The organism is Massilia niabensis (genome assembly GCF_042655085.1).
Lineage (GTDB): Bacteria > Pseudomonadota > Gammaproteobacteria > Burkholderiales > Burkholderiaceae_D > Telluria > Telluria niabensis.
The window spans coordinates 94,646-111,108 of record NZ_JBHSMU010000018.1 but is presented as its reverse complement, the minus strand read 5'-3'; the positions used below and the strand labels follow the sequence as shown (position 1 = coordinate 111,108).

The following is a 16,463-nucleotide window of genomic DNA, read 5'->3' as shown; positions in this document are numbered from 1 at the left end:
CCCGACGCGCTCGCCGACCCTGCCCGGTCGAATCACGTGCGTCAAGCAGTAGTTATGCGATGTTTATACTTTGTTGCAAATTAGATATATGCATGTGCTCTGCAAGGGCACCTGGCCGAAGGCATGCGGACTTCATGGTATCGTTCCTGAAAACATGCAGGCTGCGCGCGCGGCCGGGCTGCCGGCGCCCCATGACGCGTGCGTGCCAGCGATTGGGGAGTTTGATGGCCTTACCTGTCCCGCGACTGCGGTTGCTGCTGCTTGCAAGCCTGCTCCTGCCCGCGCCGGCGCTTCCCGCACCGGCGGCGCCGGCCGCGCCGGCCGCGCCGCTGCGCGTCGTCATGGACGCGAACTACCCGCCTTTCGCGCACCGTAACGCCGACGGCAAGCTCGAAGGCTACACGGTCGACCTGTGGCGCTTGTGGCAGCAGAAGACGGGTGTCGCGGTCGAGATGATTTCCGCCAACTGGGGCGAGGTCCAGCCCATGTTGCAGCGCCGGGACGCGGACGTCATTGATCCCATTTTCCGCACGGCCGATCGTGCGGCCCGCATCGACTTTTCCGAGCCCTACGCGACCGTCGCCACCGCCATCTATGCCGACGCGTCGCTCGGCGCCATCCACGAAATGGCCAGCCTGAAGGGCTTCGAGGTCGCGGTCCAGGCGGACGACGCCTGCGCCGAACAACTGCGCCTGGCCGGCGTGCGCAAGGTGCGGGTGTTCCCCAGCCACGACGCCCTAGTCGCGGCGGCGGCCAGCCAGAGCATCAAACTGCTGTGCATGGACGAATACTCGGCCGATTACCACCTGTACCGACTCGGCCTGCAGCGCAGCTACGTGAAGGCCTTCGAGGTCGCCCGCGACCAGTTGCGCCGCGGCGTACGGAAAGGCGACGTGGCCACGCTGACCCTGGTCGAGCGCGGCATGGCGCAGATCAGGCAGGCCGAGCGCGATGCCCTGCATGAGCGCTGGATGGGGCGTCCGCTGGTGTTCACGCGCTACGCCGAGCGGCTGGTGCAGGCGCTCGTGGTCCTCGCCTGCCTGGTGCTGCTGCTGGGCGTTTGGCTGGTCACGGTACGGCGGGCGGTGAGCAAGCGCACCGCCGAACTCGATCGCGAGCAGGCGCAACTGAGGACGCTGGTGCAAAACAGTCCCGACCTGGTCTGGCTGAAGGACCGGCACGGGGTCTACCAGGCCTGCAACGCGAAGGCGGCCAGTCTGTTCGGCAAGCCGCCCGCCGAGATCGTCGGCCGGCGCGACGAAGACCTGTTCGAGCCGACCATGGCGCTGCGCTACCAGCTGGACGACGCGGCAGCCCTGCGCGCAGGGCGCGCGGTGACCTTCGAGGAAATCGAGGCCCTGCCCGGCGCCGCCGGCACCCGGGTGTTCGAAACGATCAAGACGCCCGTTACCCAGGCCGACGGCAGCGTGATCGGCGTGCTCGGCGTGGCGCGCGACATCACCGAGCGACGCCTGCAGGAACAGACCATCCGCGAGCAGGAACGCCTGCTGGCGGAAATGAGCACGCTGGCCCACGTCGGCGCCTGGGAAATCGACCTCGCCACGGGCGTCTTCCACTGGACGGCGGAACTGGCGCGCATCTACGAGCTCCCGCCGGGCCAGCCGCTCACCCCGGAGGCCTGCACGCAATGTTATGCCCCGGATGACCGCGCCCTGATCGAGCGCAGCCTCGAGGCCGCCCGGCTGCGCGCCGAGCCCTTCGACATCGAGCTGGAAATGGTCAACGGCGGCGGGCGCCGCAAGTGGGTGCGCTCGCTCTGCAGGGCGGAGCTGGAGGATGGGAGGGTGGTCAAGCTGTGCGGCACGATGCAGGACGTCACCCAGCGCCGCGACCTCGAGGAATCGATGCGCATGGCCAACCTGATTTACCAGACCAGCCTGGAAGCGATCGTCGTCACCGACGAAGCGAACCAGATCGTCGACGCCAACCCGGCCTTCACCACGCAGACCGGTTACGCACTGCCCGAGGTGCTCGGCACCCGGCCGGCCCTGTTCGCCTCGCGCATGCACGACGATTGTTTCTACCAGCGCCTCTGGCAGGAACTGGAGGCGAACGACCATTGGGAAGGCGAGATCCTCGACCGCAACAGCGACGGCTCGTTCACCGCCAAGTACGTCAACATGCGCGCGATCCGGCATCCGGACGGACGCATCTACCGCCACGTGATCCAGTTCCGCGACATCAGCGAGCAAAAGGAAAAGGACGAGCTGATCTGGCGCCAGACGAATTTCGACGCCCTCACCGGCCTGCCGAACCGGCGCCTGTTCGTCGACCGGCTGGAACAGGAACTCAAGAAGGCGCACGGCGCCGAGAGTGGCCAGGGCCTAGGCGTGCTGCTGCTCGACCTCGACCGTTTCAAGGAAGTGAACGACAGCTTCGGTCACGCCAAGGGTGACGCCGCCCTGGTCGAACTGACCCGGCGCATTGAACGCTGCGCGCCCGAGGGCACGACCGTCGGGCGCCTGGGCAGCAACATGTTTGCCCTGATCGTCAGCGAATTCGACGGGCGTACCCACCTGGAGACGACGGCCGAGGCGTTGATCGGGGCCATCGCCGCTCCGCTCGCCCTCGGGACCGGCGACGCTACCCACGTCTCGGCCAGCGTCGGCATCAGCGTCTATCCGGACGACGGCACGAACGCCACCGACCTGGTGCGCAATGCCGAAGCCGCCGTCTACCTGGCGAAAAGCGAGGGGCGCGGGCGCTTCCAGTATTTCACGCCGACGCTGCAAAAGCGCGCGCGCAGCAAGCTCACGCTCACCAACGACCTGCGCGCCGCCTTGGCGCGCGGCCAGCTGCAGGCGCACTACCAGCCGATCGTCGACCTCTCCGGCGGGCCGATCCGCAAGGCCGAGGTGCTGCTGCGCTGGGAGCATCCCGAACGCGGCATGATCAGTCCGGCGACCTTCATTCCGCTGGCCGAGGAAGCGGGCCTGATCGACGAGATCGGCGAGTGGGTGGTGATCGAGGCGATTGCCAGCATCGAGCGCTGGCGCCGCGCCTATGGGTATGTGGTGGAACTGAGCGTGAACGTCTCGCCGGTCCAGTTCGACAAGCGCAGCGGCCTGCCCTGGCTCGAGCGCGTGGTCAATTCCGGCCTGCCGCCCAACAGCCTCACCATCGAAATCACCGAAGGCCTGCTGGTGAGCGATGCCCAGCAGGTCAAGCGCTGCCTCGACCGGCTGCATCGCGCTGGGGCCCGGGTCTCGATCGACGACTTCGGCACCGGCTTTTCCTCGCTGTCCTACCTGAAGGATTTCGAGGTCGACTACCTGAAGATCGACAAGTCCTTCATCAACAACCTGACCGACAACGGCGCCGACAAGGCCCTCACGGAAGGCATCATCGACCTGGCCCACCGCCTCGGCATCGAAGCCATCGCCGAGGGCGTCGAGAGCGCCGCCCAGCGCGACATGCTGGCCGCCTTCGGCTGCGACTACATCCAGGGCTACTATTGCTCGGCCGCCATGACGCGCGAGGCCTTCGAAGCCGCCCTGGAGCGGCAGATGGTGCATTGAGCCGGGGCCGCGCTGCTGCTGCCATTCCGCTGCCACATCCCGATCGTGCGGTGAAGCCGGCGCAAAAGGTGCAATATGACCTTTTGAACAACCATTTGGAGACGTCCATGAGTCCGCAAGATTCCATGCTGTTGCAGGATTTCCTGAACCAGCTCGTCCAGGTCCGCGGCGTGCCGAAAGACCCCGACGCCGAGTCCTTGATCGCCCGCGCCGTGGCGCAGCAGCCCGATGCCGCCTACCTGCTGGTACAACGCGCCCTGCTGCAGCAGCAGGCGCTGAACAATGCGCAGGCCGAGATCGCCGCCCTGCAGCAGCAGATGCGCGGCGCCCCACGTTCGGCACCGGAATTCCTCGACCCGAACGCCTGGGGCCATGGCGGCCAGCGCTCGCCCGCCTTGTCGCACGGCGCCCCGCAGCAGCAAATGTCTTCCCAGCACTACCCTCCTGCCTACCAGCAGCCGTCCCGCAGCGGCTTTTTCGGCGGACGGATGGGCGGCATGGGCGGCGCCCTCGGCAGCATCGCCTCGACCGCGGCCGGGGTGGCGGCCGGCGCCTTCCTGTTCCAGGGGCTCGGCAACCTGTTCGACGGCAACAACAACGATGGCAACGGCTTCCTCGGCAACGACAACGCCTTCTCCTCGCTGACCTCGCCGCTCGACAACCTCGGTGCCAACAACCTGGGCGACAGTTCCGGTGCCAGCGACACGTCGAGCAGCCTGGCCGACAGCAGCGCCAGCGAACATGATTTTTCAAGCGACAGCGGCGGCGACAGCTTCGGCGGCGATTCGTTCGACAGCGGCGGCGACGACAGCATGCTCGGCTAGTTTCCTTGCTCCCCGTATAAAATAGCCGGCTCAATCACTGGGGGGAGCACGGATGTTCGAACTGAGCCAGATTCGCTGCTTCGTAGCGGTCGCCGAGGAGCTGCATTTCAGCCGGGCCGCCGAGCGGCTGAACATGACGCAGCCGCCGCTCAGCCGCCAGATCAGGCTGCTCGAGCACCAGGTCGGCGTCCCGCTGCTCGAACGCAGCAGCCGTAGCGTGCGCCTGACCGCGGCCGGCAAGGCCTTCTTTCCGGAAGCGGCGCGCATCCTGCGCATCGCCGAGGAAGCGGTTTTCGCGGCGCGCCGGGTCGCGCGGGGCGAACAGGGCAACCTTGCCATCGGCTTCACGTCGGCGTCCGGCTACAGCCTGTTGCCGGAAGTGGTGCGGCGCCTGCGCGCACGCCTGCCGGGAGTGACCCTGGCGCTCAAGGAACTCGTCAGCACGGCCCAGGTCGAAGGCCTCAACGCGGGCGAACTCGACCTCGGCCTGATGCGCCCGCACCCGATGAACGGTGAACTCGACAGCGTCCTGATCGCCACCGAGTCGCTGATGCTGGCCATTCCGCAGGGCGAGGCCCACCTCTGGCCCCTCGAGCCGACGCTGCAGAGTCTGCACGGCAAGCCCTTCGTGATGTATTCGCCCTACGAGGCGCGCCCCTTCTACCTGATGCTCACCGAACGCTTCGCGCGCGCCGGCGTCGTGCCGGACGTGATCGAACACGTCGGCCAGGTGCATACCATGCTCGCGCTGGTGCGGGCCGGCATGGGCGCCGCCCTGATCGCCGAAGGCGCCTCGCGCCTGCAGTTCGACGGCATCGTCATGCGCAAGATGGCGACCGACCCGGTGGAGATGATTTGCGCCTTCCGCCGCGACAACGACAATCCGGTCCTCGACCTGTTCCGGCGCGAGATCCTGCCGACCTTCCCCGGTAGCTAAGCCGCCTTTTGGCACTGATTCAATTCGTGGATCAGTCGCATCAGTCTTTGGTTTGATCGTGAATCAATCACCTCCTATGATTGGTTCAAACAAAGCCTTGCCGCACCGACGGCGGGATCGATCACCTTGGAGACGACATGACCACAGCAACCACCACGCAGGCCGGCAATGTTTGCCGCACCGCCCTCGCCGGCGCAGCCCTCATCCTGGCCGGCGCCGCCGGCACCGCGCAGGCCCAGACAAACGTTGCCATCTACGGCCTGGTGGATGCCGCCATCGTCGGCGAACGCGGCGGCAGTGGCGGCAAGGTCACCAAGCTCACCAGCGGCGCCTCCGCCGCCTCGCGCATCGGTTTTCGCGGAACCGAAACGATCGGCAATGGCCTGTCGGCCTTCTTCACCCTGGAAGCCGGGACGAAGATCGACACCGGCGAGATCGATGCCGCCGGCACCATTTTCAACCGCCAGGCCCTCGTCGGCCTGAAGGGCAGCTTCGGCGCGGTCGCCCTCGGACGCCAGTACACGCCCTACCACAACACCCTGGTCAAGGTGATCGATCCGTTCAGCACCGGTTATGCCGGCACGGCGAAGAACCTGTTCCCCCACTTCGGCAGCAACATCCGCACCAGCAACACGATCACCTGGGCCTCGCCGACGGTATCGGGCATTGACATGGAACTGGCCTACAGCGCCGGCGAACAGACGAGCAGCTCGGCCGGGCGCCAGTTCGGCAGCGCGGTCGGCTATGCCATGGGCCCGCTGGCGCTGCGCCTGGCCTACAACAACAAGAACACGACCGTGGCCGGCGCCAACGCGACCGGGCGCAACATCCTGCTGGGTGCCAACTACAATTTCGGGCCGGTGAAAGTCCATGCCGGCTATGGCGCCGACAAGGGCGTGGGCAGCGCGCCGCTGGGCAACCCCAACAATCCGTATGGCGGCGTGCGTCCGACTCCGTCGCTGGACGGGCGCGAGCTGCTGCTCGGCTTCAGCGCGCCGGTCGGCGCCGGGACGCTGCTGTTCTCGGTCATGCACAAGGACGACCGCACCGCCTTCGATCAGGACGCAAGCTCGTGGGGCGTCGGCTACCTGCACGCGCTCTCGAAGCGCACCGGGCTGTATGCGGCCTACGCCCATATCAACAACCGTAACGGCGCCGGTTACACGGTTGCCAACAACACCGAAGCCGGCACCGGCCACACCGGCTACAACCTGGGCGTGCGCCACACCTTCTGACCAATACCTTTTACCGTCGAGTCCATTATGCATACGATTGTTAACAGCGCCCCTGTCGTCACCGCCATGCGCGTCGTCCCCGTTGCCGGCCAGGACAGCATGCTCATGAACCTCTCTGGCGCCCACGGCCCCTGGTTCACCCGCAACATCCTGATCCTCACCGACAGCGCCGGCAATACCGGCCTGGGCGAAGTGCCGGGCGGCGAAAAGATCCGCCAGACCCTGGAAGATGCGCGCCCGCTCGTCGTCGGCAAGACCATCGGCGACTACAACGCGGTCCTGAACGCCATGCGCACCGCCTTTGCCGACCGCGATGCCGGCGGGCGCGGCCTGCAAACCTTCGATTTGCGCACGACCATCCACGCCGTTACCGCGATGGAGTCGGCCCTGCTCGACCTGCTCGGCCAGTTCATGAACGTACCCGTGGCTTCCCTGCTCGGCGAAGGCATCCAGCGCCAGGCCGTCGAGATGCTGGGCTACCTGTTCTACGTCGGCGACCGCAACAAGACCGATCTCGCCTACCGCGCCGAGCCCGACGCGAGCGACGCCTGGTTCCGCTTGCGCAACGAGGAAGCCCTGACCCCGGAAGGCGTGGTGCGCCTGGCCGAAGCGGCGCGCGAGCGCTACGGCTTCAACGACTTCAAGCTCAAGGGCGGCGTGCTGGCGGGCGAGGCCGAGATGGAGGCGATCATCGCCCTGCACGAGCGTTTTCCTGATGCGCGCGTCACGCTCGACCCGAACGGCGCCTGGTCGCTCGACGAGGCGGTGCGCCTGTGCCGCGACAAGCACGGCATCCTGGCCTATGCGGAAGACCCGTGCGGCGCCGAGAACGGCTTTTCGGGCCGCGAAGTGATGGCCGAGTTCCGCCGCGCCACCGGCCTGCCGACCGCGACCAACATGATCGCCACCGACTGGCGCCAGATGGCGCACTCGATCTCCCTGCAGTCGGTCGACATTCCGCTGGCCGACCCTCATTTCTGGACAATGCAGGGCTCGGTGCGCGTGGCCCAGCTGTGCCAGATGTTCGGCCTGACCTGGGGCTCGCATTCGAACAACCACTTCGATATTTCGCTGGCGATGTTCACCCACGTTGGTGCCGCGGCGCCGGGCAAGGTGACGGCGATCGACACCCACTGGATCTGGCAGGACGGCCAGCGCCTGACCAAGGATCCATTGAAGATCGAAGGCGGGATGATCCATGTGCCGGCTAAGCCGGGCCTGGGTATCGAGCTCGACGAGCTTGAATTGGAAAAGGCGCACCAGGCTTACCGCAACATGGGCCTCGGAGCGCGCGACGATGCGGTCGCGATGCAGTTCCTGGTGCCGAACTGGCGTTTCGATAACAAGCGGCCTTGCCTGGTGCGTTAAAAAACAACCGGCGTCGGCAGCGGCTCGCCCCTGAAATGCGCCACCAGGTTCGCCACCGCCAGCCCAGCCATCGCCCGCCTCGACTCGACGGTATTGCTGCCGACGTGGGGCGTCAGCACCACGTTGTCGTGCTCGAATAAGGCCTGGGGCACCTGCGGTTCGTTCTCGAACACGTCGAGCGCGGCGGCGCCCAGGCGGCCGCTCGCCAATGCGGCCACCAGGGCCGCTTCGTCCACCACCGAACCGCGCGCAATGTTGACCAGCGTGCCTTCCGGCCCCAGTGTGTCCAGTACCTCGGCGTCGATCAGGCGCTGGGTCGCCGCGCCTCCCGGCGTGCAGACGATGAGCATGTCGCTTTCCCTTGCCAGCGCCAGCAGCGAGCTGCTGCGCCGCTGCGGCTCGGGACCCTCGCTGCGCTGGAAATAGCGGATCTCGAGCCCGAAGGGCGTGAGGCGCTGCGCCACCGCCTGGCCGATGCGCCCGAAGCCGACGATGCCGGCCACCTTGCCGCGCAGGCTGCGTGCATGCGCCAGCGGCACCCTCGCCTCCCATTGCCCCGAGCGCACGTAGCGGTCGAGCATCGGCAGCCGGCGCACGCATGCCAGCAGCAGGCCGACCGCGAGGTCCGCCACGTCCTCGGTCAGCACGTCCGGGGTATTCGTCACCCGCACACCGCGCGCGGCGACCAGCTCGCGCGGCACCGCATCGACCCCGACGCCGTGCACGGCGACGATTTCGAGGGCCGGCAAGGCCACCAGCGTGGTGCCGTCGATGCCGATCACACCAGTCGTCAGCACGCCCCGTATCCGAGGCCCGGCTGATGCCAGCAAGTCCGCGCGTTCGCCCTCCTGCAGTTGCGCCAGGAAGTGGCAGTCGAACAGCTCGCATAGCTGCGCGCGGGTCTCAGGCGTCCACAGGGTGCCTAGTACGAGGATTTCCGGTTTCATCGTTGGTCCATTGGAGAAGGTGATCCCGGGAGTATATTGGCTCGCCGCCGCTATGGGGGTCGGTATGGGATAATCGCGCCTTGCACCCACTGCCCGCCACATGACCCTGAAAATCTCCCGGATACTCCACGCCGGTTACGTCTTCGAGTGCGACGACACGCGCATCGCCTTCGACCCGATCGTCGAGAACCCGTTCAGCCGCAACTGCCACGCCTTCCCCGAGGTGCGGTTCGACCACGGCCAGATCCGGAAGCTGCGCTTCGACGCCGTCTTCATCTCGCACTTCCACGACGACCATTGCTCGCTCGAGAGCCTCGACCTGCTTGACCGCCACACGCCGATCCACATCTACTGCCTGTTCGAGGAACTGTTCGACATGGTGCGCGAGCTGGGCTTCGTGAACGTCCAGCCTTTGGCAGTCGACCGGCCCGTGCATGTGGGGCCGTTCGTGGTCACGCCGCGCGCGGCGCTCGACGCCGAAGTGGACTCCATGTTCCAGGTCGCCGCCGAGGGCCTGAACGTACTCAACGTGGTCGATTCGTGGATCGACCCGGAAGGACTCGGCACGCTGGCCCGGCATGCGCCCTGGGACATGGTGCTGTGGCCGTTCCAGACGATGCGCGAAATCGAGGTGCTGTCGCCGTCGCGCGCCATGCCCGCACCGGATGCGCTGCCTGCCGACTGGATCGAACAGCTCGCGGTGCTGCGGCCGCGCTATGTCGTGCCGAGCTCCTGCCAGTTCCTGCAGGAGCCGTGGTCCTGGTACAACCAGGCCTTCTTCCCGATCAGCTACCGCCAGTTCGGGCAGCAGGTCGAAGCGGCGCTGCCGGGGGTGGAAGTGGTGCGCCTGAATCCGGGAGTCTCGGTCGTGCTCGACCGCGAGGGCTTGCGCCCGGCCGCGCCGCTGCCCTGGGTGCTGCCCGTCGGCGAGCAGGACGTCGACTACCGCTACGTCCCGCATGCGGCGCCGCCCGCCACCGCCGATATTGCGCAGCGTTTTCCGGCGCTGGACGAAGCACAGGCGGCGCAGGTACGCGACTACCTGGCTGGCGGCTTGCAGGACAAGTACCGCGACATGGAACTGCCTGAAGACAGCTTTTTCGAGAAGCCGCGGGTCTGGCAGTTGACCGTGTACGACCACACTGGCGCCGGTACCCGGCAGCGTTACCGCATCGAGGGCGACGCGATCGCCCTGGCCCCTGGCGACAGCGGCCCCGTGTCCTGGACCACCGAGGTGCCGGTCGCCAAGCTGTACGGGGCGCTGGCACTGGGCGAATCGCTCACCTCGATGTACATGCGCATCAACGACACGGTCTTCGATGCCGGGACCGAGCACGATTTGCAATCGGCCGACCTGGTCGACGACCCGCTGATCCGCTGCCTCTTCAACGATGCATTTGGCGCTTACCAGGCCGCGCAACTACGCCGGCTGAAAGAACGAACATGACAGGAACGAACATGACGGCGATGGACCTCCCCGAGCTCCCCTTCCGCGCCACGACCGGGCAGGCCTGCGACTGGCTGGCTGCGCAAACGGGCACGCCCTGGACCCTGGCGCGCCTGCTCGAAGCCGGCCTGACCCCGTATGTCTGGCTGGATTACGACGCGGCGCACGCGGACCTGTTCGGCGACGCCAATGGCGGCTATGCGGCGCCGATCTTTTTCGAGGGCGACATGGCGCGCCTCGCCGCCGGCAGCGAGGACGTCCTCATCACGATCACGAAGGATGTGTACCGGCTGCCGGCGACGCTGCCGGCGCCGGGCTTCCGGCGCGCCCTGCACGAGCTGCGCTTCCTGAAGAAGGAAGTCGAGCGCCTGCCGGCCAAACTGGCGCGCGAGGCCGAGCCGCCTCCGGAACTGGCGCCCGCCACCGAATCGAAGCGCGGGATCGACCGCCAGCAGGTGCTCGCCGCCTTCGGCGCCATGGTGAAGATCGACCTGGAAGCGGCGCTGGAGGGCGCCGGCGGCATGTTCGGCGACGACGGCGCACGGGTCAAGGGCAGCGCCCGCAAGTCGAAGAAGCAGGCCCTGTGGAACCCGGTGACGCTGGCCCTGGGCCTGAACGACGTCTACCGGGTGCCGGTTCCGCGCCTGAAAAAGGCGTTCACGGCGCACGATTTCCTGCACCCGTGGCTGGACGCGTGGGAGCAGAGCCTGCGCTTGCTCGGAAAATAAACCGCCGGGGCCTCAGGCCGCGCCGGCGAATTCCGCTTTCGCCGCCAGCACCCGGCGCAGCGCGGTTTCCGGGTCGAGGCCCGACATCATCAGGTTGATGATCTCTTTCTTGTCGTCGCCCGTGACCTCCTTGCAGGCCTCGCGGTGGCCGCAAAACCAGGCATACCAGGACACGTCGGCCGGCCGCTCCTTGCGCGGCTTGAGGCGCTTCGGCACGGCGGCGCGGGCCTCGTTGGCAAACGCCGCCAGGCGCGTCTCGACGCCGGCGCCTGCCCAGTCGAAGGCGGCGACGGCGCGCAGGTCGGCCTCCCGGTCGCCCTGGTAGCCCTCCCTTGGACGCATGGTCGCCGGGTTCACCGCCAGGCAAGCCAGGTTGGGAAACTCATTCGCCCGGCAAAAATCCTCCACGAAACGCAGCTTCATGCCCAGTCCGACCGGCACCGCGCGGTCGACCGCCGCGTCTTTCGGATGCAACAGGCGGGTCAGCGTGAGCAGGTCGGCGTAGCCGATCGGCGCGCCGCCCTTGGTCGCGGCGTGGCGCGCCAGCGCATCGACCAGCTTGATCCCGACGTCGATGTCGCCGAGTGTCAGGAGGAATGTGGTCTGGTGAGTGGTGTCGATGCTGCCCCCCGAAGTTCGGCGTTGAAAACGCGCATCCTAACAAATTTCCCCGCCCCGAGCTGCCTGAAACAGGAGAACAGCACGGGAACAACGCGTCGACAATCGTGGTTTTCCCTTAGTTGCAAATCGTACTATTTACTGGTACAACCCATCTTGCGTACATATCGGATCGACCCTACCCAGACAGCCCGGCTGCGAGCACCCGGGCGGGCTCATCCGATAGCACGGTTCGCTCATACTTAAAAACCAGAAGCTACAGGAGACACCGATGAAATTCACCCTCACGTGCGCGGCCGCGTGCCTCGCCTTGTTCGGCAGCGCAACGGCCCACGCCCAGTCCTATCCCACCAAGACGATCACCATGATCGTGCCCTTCGCCGCCGGCGGCCCGACCGATACCGTCGCCCGCCTCGTGGCGCAATCGATGGGCACCAAACTCAAGCAGCAGATCATCATCGAGAACGTCGGCGGCGCCGGCGGCACCATCGGTGCGGCGCGCGTCGCCAAGGCGGCGCCGGACGGCTACACGCTGTTCCTGCACCACATCGGCCACGCCACGGCGCCGTCGCTGTACCGGAAGCTGACCTACAACACCAAGGAAGCCTTCGAGCCGATCGGCCTGATCACCGATGTGCCGATGACGATCGTGGCGCGCGGGAATTTCCCGGCCAAGGACATCAAGGAACTGCTGACCTATGTGAAGGCCAACAAGGATAAAGTTACCTACGCCAACGCCGGCGTCGGTTCCGCTTCCCACCTGTGCGGCATGCTGTTCATGACCGCCATCGGCACCGATCTGACCACCGTCCCGTACAAGGGCACCGGCCCGGCCATGAACGACCTGCTCGGCGGCCAGGTGGACTTCATGTGCGACCAGACCACCAACACCACCAGCCAGATCAAGAGCGGCAAGATCAAGGCCTATGCGGTGACCACCAAGAACCGCCTGTCGTCGATGCCGAACCTGCCAACCCTGGCCGAATCGGGCCTGCCGGGCTTCGAAGTGGCGGTCTGGCACGGCATGTACGCGCCGAAAGGCACGCCGAAGCCCGTGATCGACACGCTCGCCAGCGCACTGCAGACGGCGCTGAAAGACCCGACCGTGAAGAAACGCTTCGCCGACCTCGGCACCGAACCGGTCGCCGAAAACCGCGCCACGCCGGCTGCGCTGAAGGCGCACGTCGACACGGAAATCGCGCGCTGGGCGCCGATCATCCAGAAGGCCGGCGTCTACGCCGACTGACCGGCCAAACGGGGCGAACGGCGCGCTGCGTCGCCCCATTCTTCTGCTAATCTCGCTCTACAGGTTCCGCCGCCCGCTCCGCTTGGGGGCGCGCGGACTCAACAAGAACATCCGCCACAAAGGGGACCGCTGTGCCATCATTCATCCGCCATCCGAAAGACTTCTGGATCGGCATCATCTTCCTGTTTTTCGGACTCGCCGCCGTCCTCATCGGCCGCGACTACTCGATGGGCACGGCGGGCCGCATGGGCCCGGCTTACTTCCCCACCGTTCTCGGCGCCCTGCTCTCGATCGTCGGCCTCATCGGCGTGATTCGCTCCTTCCTGCGCCCCGGCGAGGCGATCGGCAAGTTCCACATCAAGAACCTGTTGCTGATCCTGGTCGCCGTGCTGCTGTTCGGCTTCCTGATGCGCGGCGCCGGACTGGTGCCTGCCGCCATCGTCCTGATCGTCATGAGTGCCTACGCGAGCCCCAAGTTCACCTGGGGCGCCACGCTGCTGCTGGCCGTCGGCCTGTCGCTCTTCGCCGTCGTCCTCTTCGTCAAGCTGCTGGGCTTGCCGATTGCGATCTTCGGTCCCTGGTTCGGCTTTGAGTAAATAAAAACATGGAAATCTTCGCTAATCTCGGACTGGGCCTCGAAACGGCCTTCACCCTCACCAACCTGATGTACTGCCTGATCGGCGTGTTCGTCGGCACCGCCGTCGGCGTGCTGCCGGGCCTGGGGCCGATCGCCACCATCGCCATGCTGCTGCCGGCCACCTTCGGCCTGCCGCCGGTCGCTTCGCTCATCATGCTGTCGGGTATTTACTACGGCGCACAATATGGCGGCTCGACCACGGCGATCCTGGTCAACCTGCCGGGCGAGTCATCCTCGGTGGTCACCGCCATCGACGGCCACGTCATGGCGCGCAACGGCCAGGCCGGCAAGGCGCTGGCCACGGCCGCGCTCGCGTCCTTCTTCGCCGGCACCGTCGCTACCGTGCTGCTGGCCCTGTTCGCCCCGCCGCTGGCGGAAATGGCGCTGCAGTTCGGCCCGGCCGAGTACTTCTCGCTGATGGTGCTGGGCCTGGTAGCCTCGGTGGTGCTGGCCAGCGGCTCGCTGCTCAACGCGATCGGCATGGTGATCCTGGGCCTGCTGCTGGGCCTGGTGGGCACCGACGTCAACTCGGGCCAGGCGCGCTACACCTTCGACTTCCCGCAGATCGCCGACGGCATCAACTTCGTCATCGTCGCCATGGGCATGTTCGGCATCGGCGAAATCATCCGCAACCTCGAGCATGACGAGACGCGCCAGCTGATGATGAAGAAAGTGTCCGGGCTGATGCTCAGCATGTCCGACCTCAAGCGCATCATCGCCCCGGTCCTGCGCGGCACCACCCTCGGTTCGGCCCTCGGCATCCTGCCAGGCGGCGGCGCCATGCTGGCCTCGTTCGCCTCGTATTCGATCGAGAAGAAGATCTCGAAGAACTCGGCCAACTTCGGCAAGGGCGCCATCGAAGGCGTCGCCGCCCCGGAAGCGGCCAACAATGCCGGCGCCCAGACCTCATTCATCCCGATGCTCACGCTCGGCATCCCGTCGAACCCGGTGATGGCGCTGATGATCGGCGCAATGATCATCCAGGGCATACAGCCGGGCCCGGCGGTGATGACCGAGCAGCCGGCGCTGTTCTGGGGCCTGATCGTGTCGATGTGGTTCGGTAACTTCTTCCTGGTGCTGCTGAACCTGCCGATGATCGGGCTGTGGGTCAAGATGATTTCGGTCCCCTACCACCGCCTGTATCCGGCCATCCTCATGTTCTGCTCGATCGGCGTGTTCAGCCTGAACAACAGCGAATTCGACGTCTGGCTGATGGCCCTGTTCGGCCTGTTCGGCTACATCTGCGCGAAACTGGGCGCGGAACCGGCGCCGATGCTGCTGGGTTTCATCATCGGTCCGATGATGGAAGAGTATCTGCGGCGCGCCCTGCTGCTTTCGCGCAGCGACCCGATGGTGTTCGTCGAGCGTCCGATCAGCGCCACGATGCTGGGCCTGGCCGTGGCCGCCATGGTGGTGGTGCTGCTGCCGTCGCTGCGGAAGAAGCGCGACGAGGCGTTCCACGAAGAGGAGTAAGGAAGCGTAAGGTTTCCTGACACCCAAAAGCAGGCCACTGGCCTGCTTTTTTATTGCCCGCTGCCACCCTGTCCCGACTGCGTGCCAGGAGACCACGCAAGGAAATTCCCAAATTTCATAAGTTTCTGTGTGATAATTTGCCTTTCGATCATGAACAACCGGCGCGCTCATGCGGTACGCGCGGTGCCCCTGCAGGGCGTATTGAAAGAGCGGCAAAGCCGCTAGGGAAAGTGTCGCGTGAATGAAATCAAGGTAATTATGTTGATGCTTGCCGTTGGCAACATCATCTACGCGATCCTGATGGCAGGCTACCTGCACACCGGTACGGCCGATGCGTCGATCCGGGTCTGGACCTGGGCCAAGGCTGTCGAGGGCGTCGCCTACTTCGCCTTCTGGCTGCGCCCGGAGCTTTCGCCCACCTTCGCCCTGCTCATCCCAAACGGGCTCCTGATCGCTGCCGCCGTCGGGCAAACAATCTCGTACTGCATGGCCCTGGGATACCGCTGGCGGCCCTGGCTAATCGTCCTGGCGGTGGTGGCTGAACTGCTGCTCGCCGGCGCCGTGATGATGCAAGTGTCGCTGCCCCAGTTGGCGGTATTGATGTCGCTGATCATCGCGGTGCTGTGCGGACTGGCTGCCTTCATTCTCCTGCGCGACTGGAGCAAGCTTGTGCTCCTGCGCTGCGTCATCGGCATTCCGAACCTCCTGATTTCCGTGGCTTTCCTGGCACGCGCCTGGGTCGGCGCAAACGGCGGCACGCTGACCGTATTCACCCCCAGCCCGACGCAGACGATGGTCTACCTCGGGGGGTATTTGCTGCTCATCGTGAACGGCCTCGGCTTCCTGCTGCTGTCCAAGCAAAAGGACGAACGCCAGCTGCACGCCCTGGCCACGACCGACAGCCTGACGGGCCTCATCAACCGCCACGCCTTCATGCAGGAAGCCGAGCGCGCCCGCGCGCAGGCAAAGCGCTCGGGCCGGCCGCTGGCGCTGATGGTGGTCGATATCGACCATTTCAAACAATTTAATGACCGCCACGGCCACGCCCTGGGTGACCAGGCACTGCGCATGTTCGTCGAAGCAACCGGACAGACCTTGCGCGCGCACGACCTGATGGGACGCCTCGGCGGCGAGGAATTCGCGGTGCTCCTGCCCGGCACTGCCATCCTGGAGGCGATGGACACCGCCGAACGGCTGCGCCATACCGCTGCCGCAGCGGCTGGCGGCGTCACTGACCGCAGCTATTCCATGACCGTGAGCATCGGCGTGGCCCAATTGCTTGACGCCGAGACCGTGGGCGAGGCACTGGTACGCGCCGATCGCGCCCTGCACCGGGCCAAGCGCAACGGCCGCAACCGGGTCGAAGCGCACGCAGTGCACCTGGCGCCCTTCACGCCCGACGGCCTCGGCGCCGCGCCAGGCGCATCCTCCTCGGACTGAGGCTGACAGCACGCGCCCGCGCCA

13 protein-coding genes are annotated in these 16,463 nt (G+C 66.3%); 11 read left to right on the top strand and 2 right to left on the bottom strand.

The features are described from left to right. The first annotated feature begins 224 nt into the window (after window positions 1-224). The 5 genes from ACFPN5_RS23020 to gudD all read left to right on the top strand — a co-directional run bounded on the left by ACFPN5_RS23020 (window position 225) and on the right by gudD (window position 7,903). Window positions 225-3,539, top strand: coding sequence for an EAL domain-containing protein (locus tag ACFPN5_RS23020; protein ID WP_379786180.1), 3,315 nt, complete (start codon window positions 225-227; stop codon window positions 3,537-3,539). 107 nt (window positions 3,540-3,646) lie between these two features. Further along, the gene (locus tag ACFPN5_RS23015) at window positions 3,647-4,363 is read left to right on the top strand and encodes a DUF2076 domain-containing protein (protein ID WP_379786179.1); all 717 of its coding nucleotides are present in this window, start codon (window positions 3,647-3,649) and stop codon (window positions 4,361-4,363) included. Window positions 4,364-4,415: 52 nt separating this feature from the next. After that, window positions 4,416-5,300, top strand: a complete 885-nt coding sequence (locus tag ACFPN5_RS23010; RefSeq protein ID WP_379786178.1) for a LysR substrate-binding domain-containing protein — start codon at window positions 4,416-4,418, stop codon at window positions 5,298-5,300. Between the two features lie 137 nt (window positions 5,301-5,437). Further along, window positions 5,438-6,535 carry a porin gene (locus tag ACFPN5_RS23005; RefSeq protein ID WP_379786177.1) on the top strand — a complete coding sequence of 366 codons (1,098 nt, stop codon included), beginning with the start codon at window positions 5,438-5,440 and terminating at the stop codon, window positions 6,533-6,535. Between the two features lie 27 nt (window positions 6,536-6,562). Continuing rightward, entirely contained in the window at window positions 6,563-7,903 is a 1,341-nt protein-coding gene (gudD, locus tag ACFPN5_RS23000) for a glucarate dehydratase (protein ID WP_379786176.1), read from the top strand. On the opposite strand, the gene ACFPN5_RS22995 is transcribed toward gudD, so the two are convergent. Further along, window positions 7,900-8,850 carry a 2-hydroxyacid dehydrogenase gene (locus ACFPN5_RS22995; RefSeq protein ID WP_379786175.1) on the bottom strand — a complete coding sequence of 317 codons (951 nt, stop codon included), beginning with the start codon at window positions 8,848-8,850 and terminating at the stop codon, window positions 7,900-7,902. The genes gudD and ACFPN5_RS22995 overlap by 4 nt on opposite strands. A 100-nt stretch (window positions 8,851-8,950) precedes the next feature. On the opposite strand from ACFPN5_RS22995, the gene ACFPN5_RS22990 reads away from it, so the two are divergent. Continuing rightward, window positions 8,951-10,297, top strand: a complete 1,347-nt coding sequence (locus tag ACFPN5_RS22990; protein ID WP_379786174.1) for an MBL fold metallo-hydrolase — start codon at window positions 8,951-8,953, stop codon at window positions 10,295-10,297. Beyond that, window positions 10,294-11,025, top strand: a complete 732-nt coding sequence (locus tag ACFPN5_RS22985; protein ID WP_379786173.1) for a hypothetical protein — start codon at window positions 10,294-10,296, stop codon at window positions 11,023-11,025. The genes ACFPN5_RS22990 and ACFPN5_RS22985 overlap by 4 nt, the downstream gene beginning before the upstream one ends. A gap of 12 nt (window positions 11,026-11,037) precedes the next feature. On the opposite strand, the gene ACFPN5_RS22980 is transcribed toward ACFPN5_RS22985, so the two are convergent. Further along, window positions 11,038-11,499, bottom strand: coding sequence for a hypothetical protein (locus tag ACFPN5_RS22980; RefSeq protein WP_379786172.1), 462 nt, complete (start codon window positions 11,497-11,499; stop codon window positions 11,038-11,040). 415 nt (window positions 11,500-11,914) lie between these two features. On the opposite strand from ACFPN5_RS22980, the gene ACFPN5_RS22975 reads away from it, so the two are divergent. From ACFPN5_RS22975 to ACFPN5_RS22960, 4 genes are all read left to right on the top strand, one after another. Continuing rightward, window positions 11,915-12,889, top strand: coding sequence for a tripartite tricarboxylate transporter substrate binding protein BugD (locus ACFPN5_RS22975; protein ID WP_379786171.1), 975 nt, complete (start codon window positions 11,915-11,917; stop codon window positions 12,887-12,889). Between the two features lie 131 nt (window positions 12,890-13,020). Next, window positions 13,021-13,485 (top strand): tripartite tricarboxylate transporter TctB family protein, encoded by a 465-nt coding sequence (locus ACFPN5_RS22970; protein ID WP_379786170.1) that lies wholly within the window; start codon window positions 13,021-13,023, stop codon window positions 13,483-13,485. An 8-nt stretch (window positions 13,486-13,493) separates the two neighbouring features. Continuing rightward, window positions 13,494-14,999 (top strand): tripartite tricarboxylate transporter permease, encoded by a 1,506-nt coding sequence (locus ACFPN5_RS22965; RefSeq protein WP_379786169.1) that lies wholly within the window; start codon window positions 13,494-13,496, stop codon window positions 14,997-14,999. A gap of 264 nt (window positions 15,000-15,263) precedes the next feature. Continuing rightward, on the top strand, window positions 15,264-16,439 hold the full coding sequence (locus ACFPN5_RS22960) for a GGDEF domain-containing protein (protein ID WP_379786168.1): 1,176 nt from the start codon (window positions 15,264-15,266) through the stop codon (window positions 16,437-16,439). The last annotated feature ends 24 nt before the right edge of the window (window positions 16,440-16,463 follow it).

Coding starts and splice junctions, on each gene's coding strand:
- ACFPN5_RS23020 (WP_379786180.1), top strand. CDS start 225: ATGGCCTTACCTGTCCCGCGACTGCGGTTGCTGCTGCTTGCAAGCCTG.
- ACFPN5_RS23015 (WP_379786179.1), top strand. CDS start 3,647: ATGAGTCCGCAAGATTCCATGCTGTTGCAGGATTTCCTGAACCAGCTC.
- ACFPN5_RS23010 (WP_379786178.1), top strand. CDS start 4,416: ATGTTCGAACTGAGCCAGATTCGCTGCTTCGTAGCGGTCGCCGAGGAG.
- ACFPN5_RS23005 (WP_379786177.1), top strand. CDS start 5,438: ATGACCACAGCAACCACCACGCAGGCCGGCAATGTTTGCCGCACCGCC.
- gudD (WP_379786176.1), top strand. CDS start 6,563: ATGCATACGATTGTTAACAGCGCCCCTGTCGTCACCGCCATGCGCGTC.
- ACFPN5_RS22995 (WP_379786175.1), bottom strand. CDS start 8,850: ATGAAACCGGAAATCCTCGTACTAGGCACCCTGTGGACGCCTGAGACC.
- ACFPN5_RS22990 (WP_379786174.1), top strand. CDS start 8,951: ATGACCCTGAAAATCTCCCGGATACTCCACGCCGGTTACGTCTTCGAG.
- ACFPN5_RS22985 (WP_379786173.1), top strand. CDS start 10,294: ATGACAGGAACGAACATGACGGCGATGGACCTCCCCGAGCTCCCCTTC.
- ACFPN5_RS22975 (WP_379786171.1), top strand. CDS start 11,915: ATGAAATTCACCCTCACGTGCGCGGCCGCGTGCCTCGCCTTGTTCGGC.
- ACFPN5_RS22965 (WP_379786169.1), top strand. CDS start 13,494: ATGGAAATCTTCGCTAATCTCGGACTGGGCCTCGAAACGGCCTTCACC.
- ACFPN5_RS22960 (WP_379786168.1), top strand. CDS start 15,264: ATGCTTGCCGTTGGCAACATCATCTACGCGATCCTGATGGCAGGCTAC.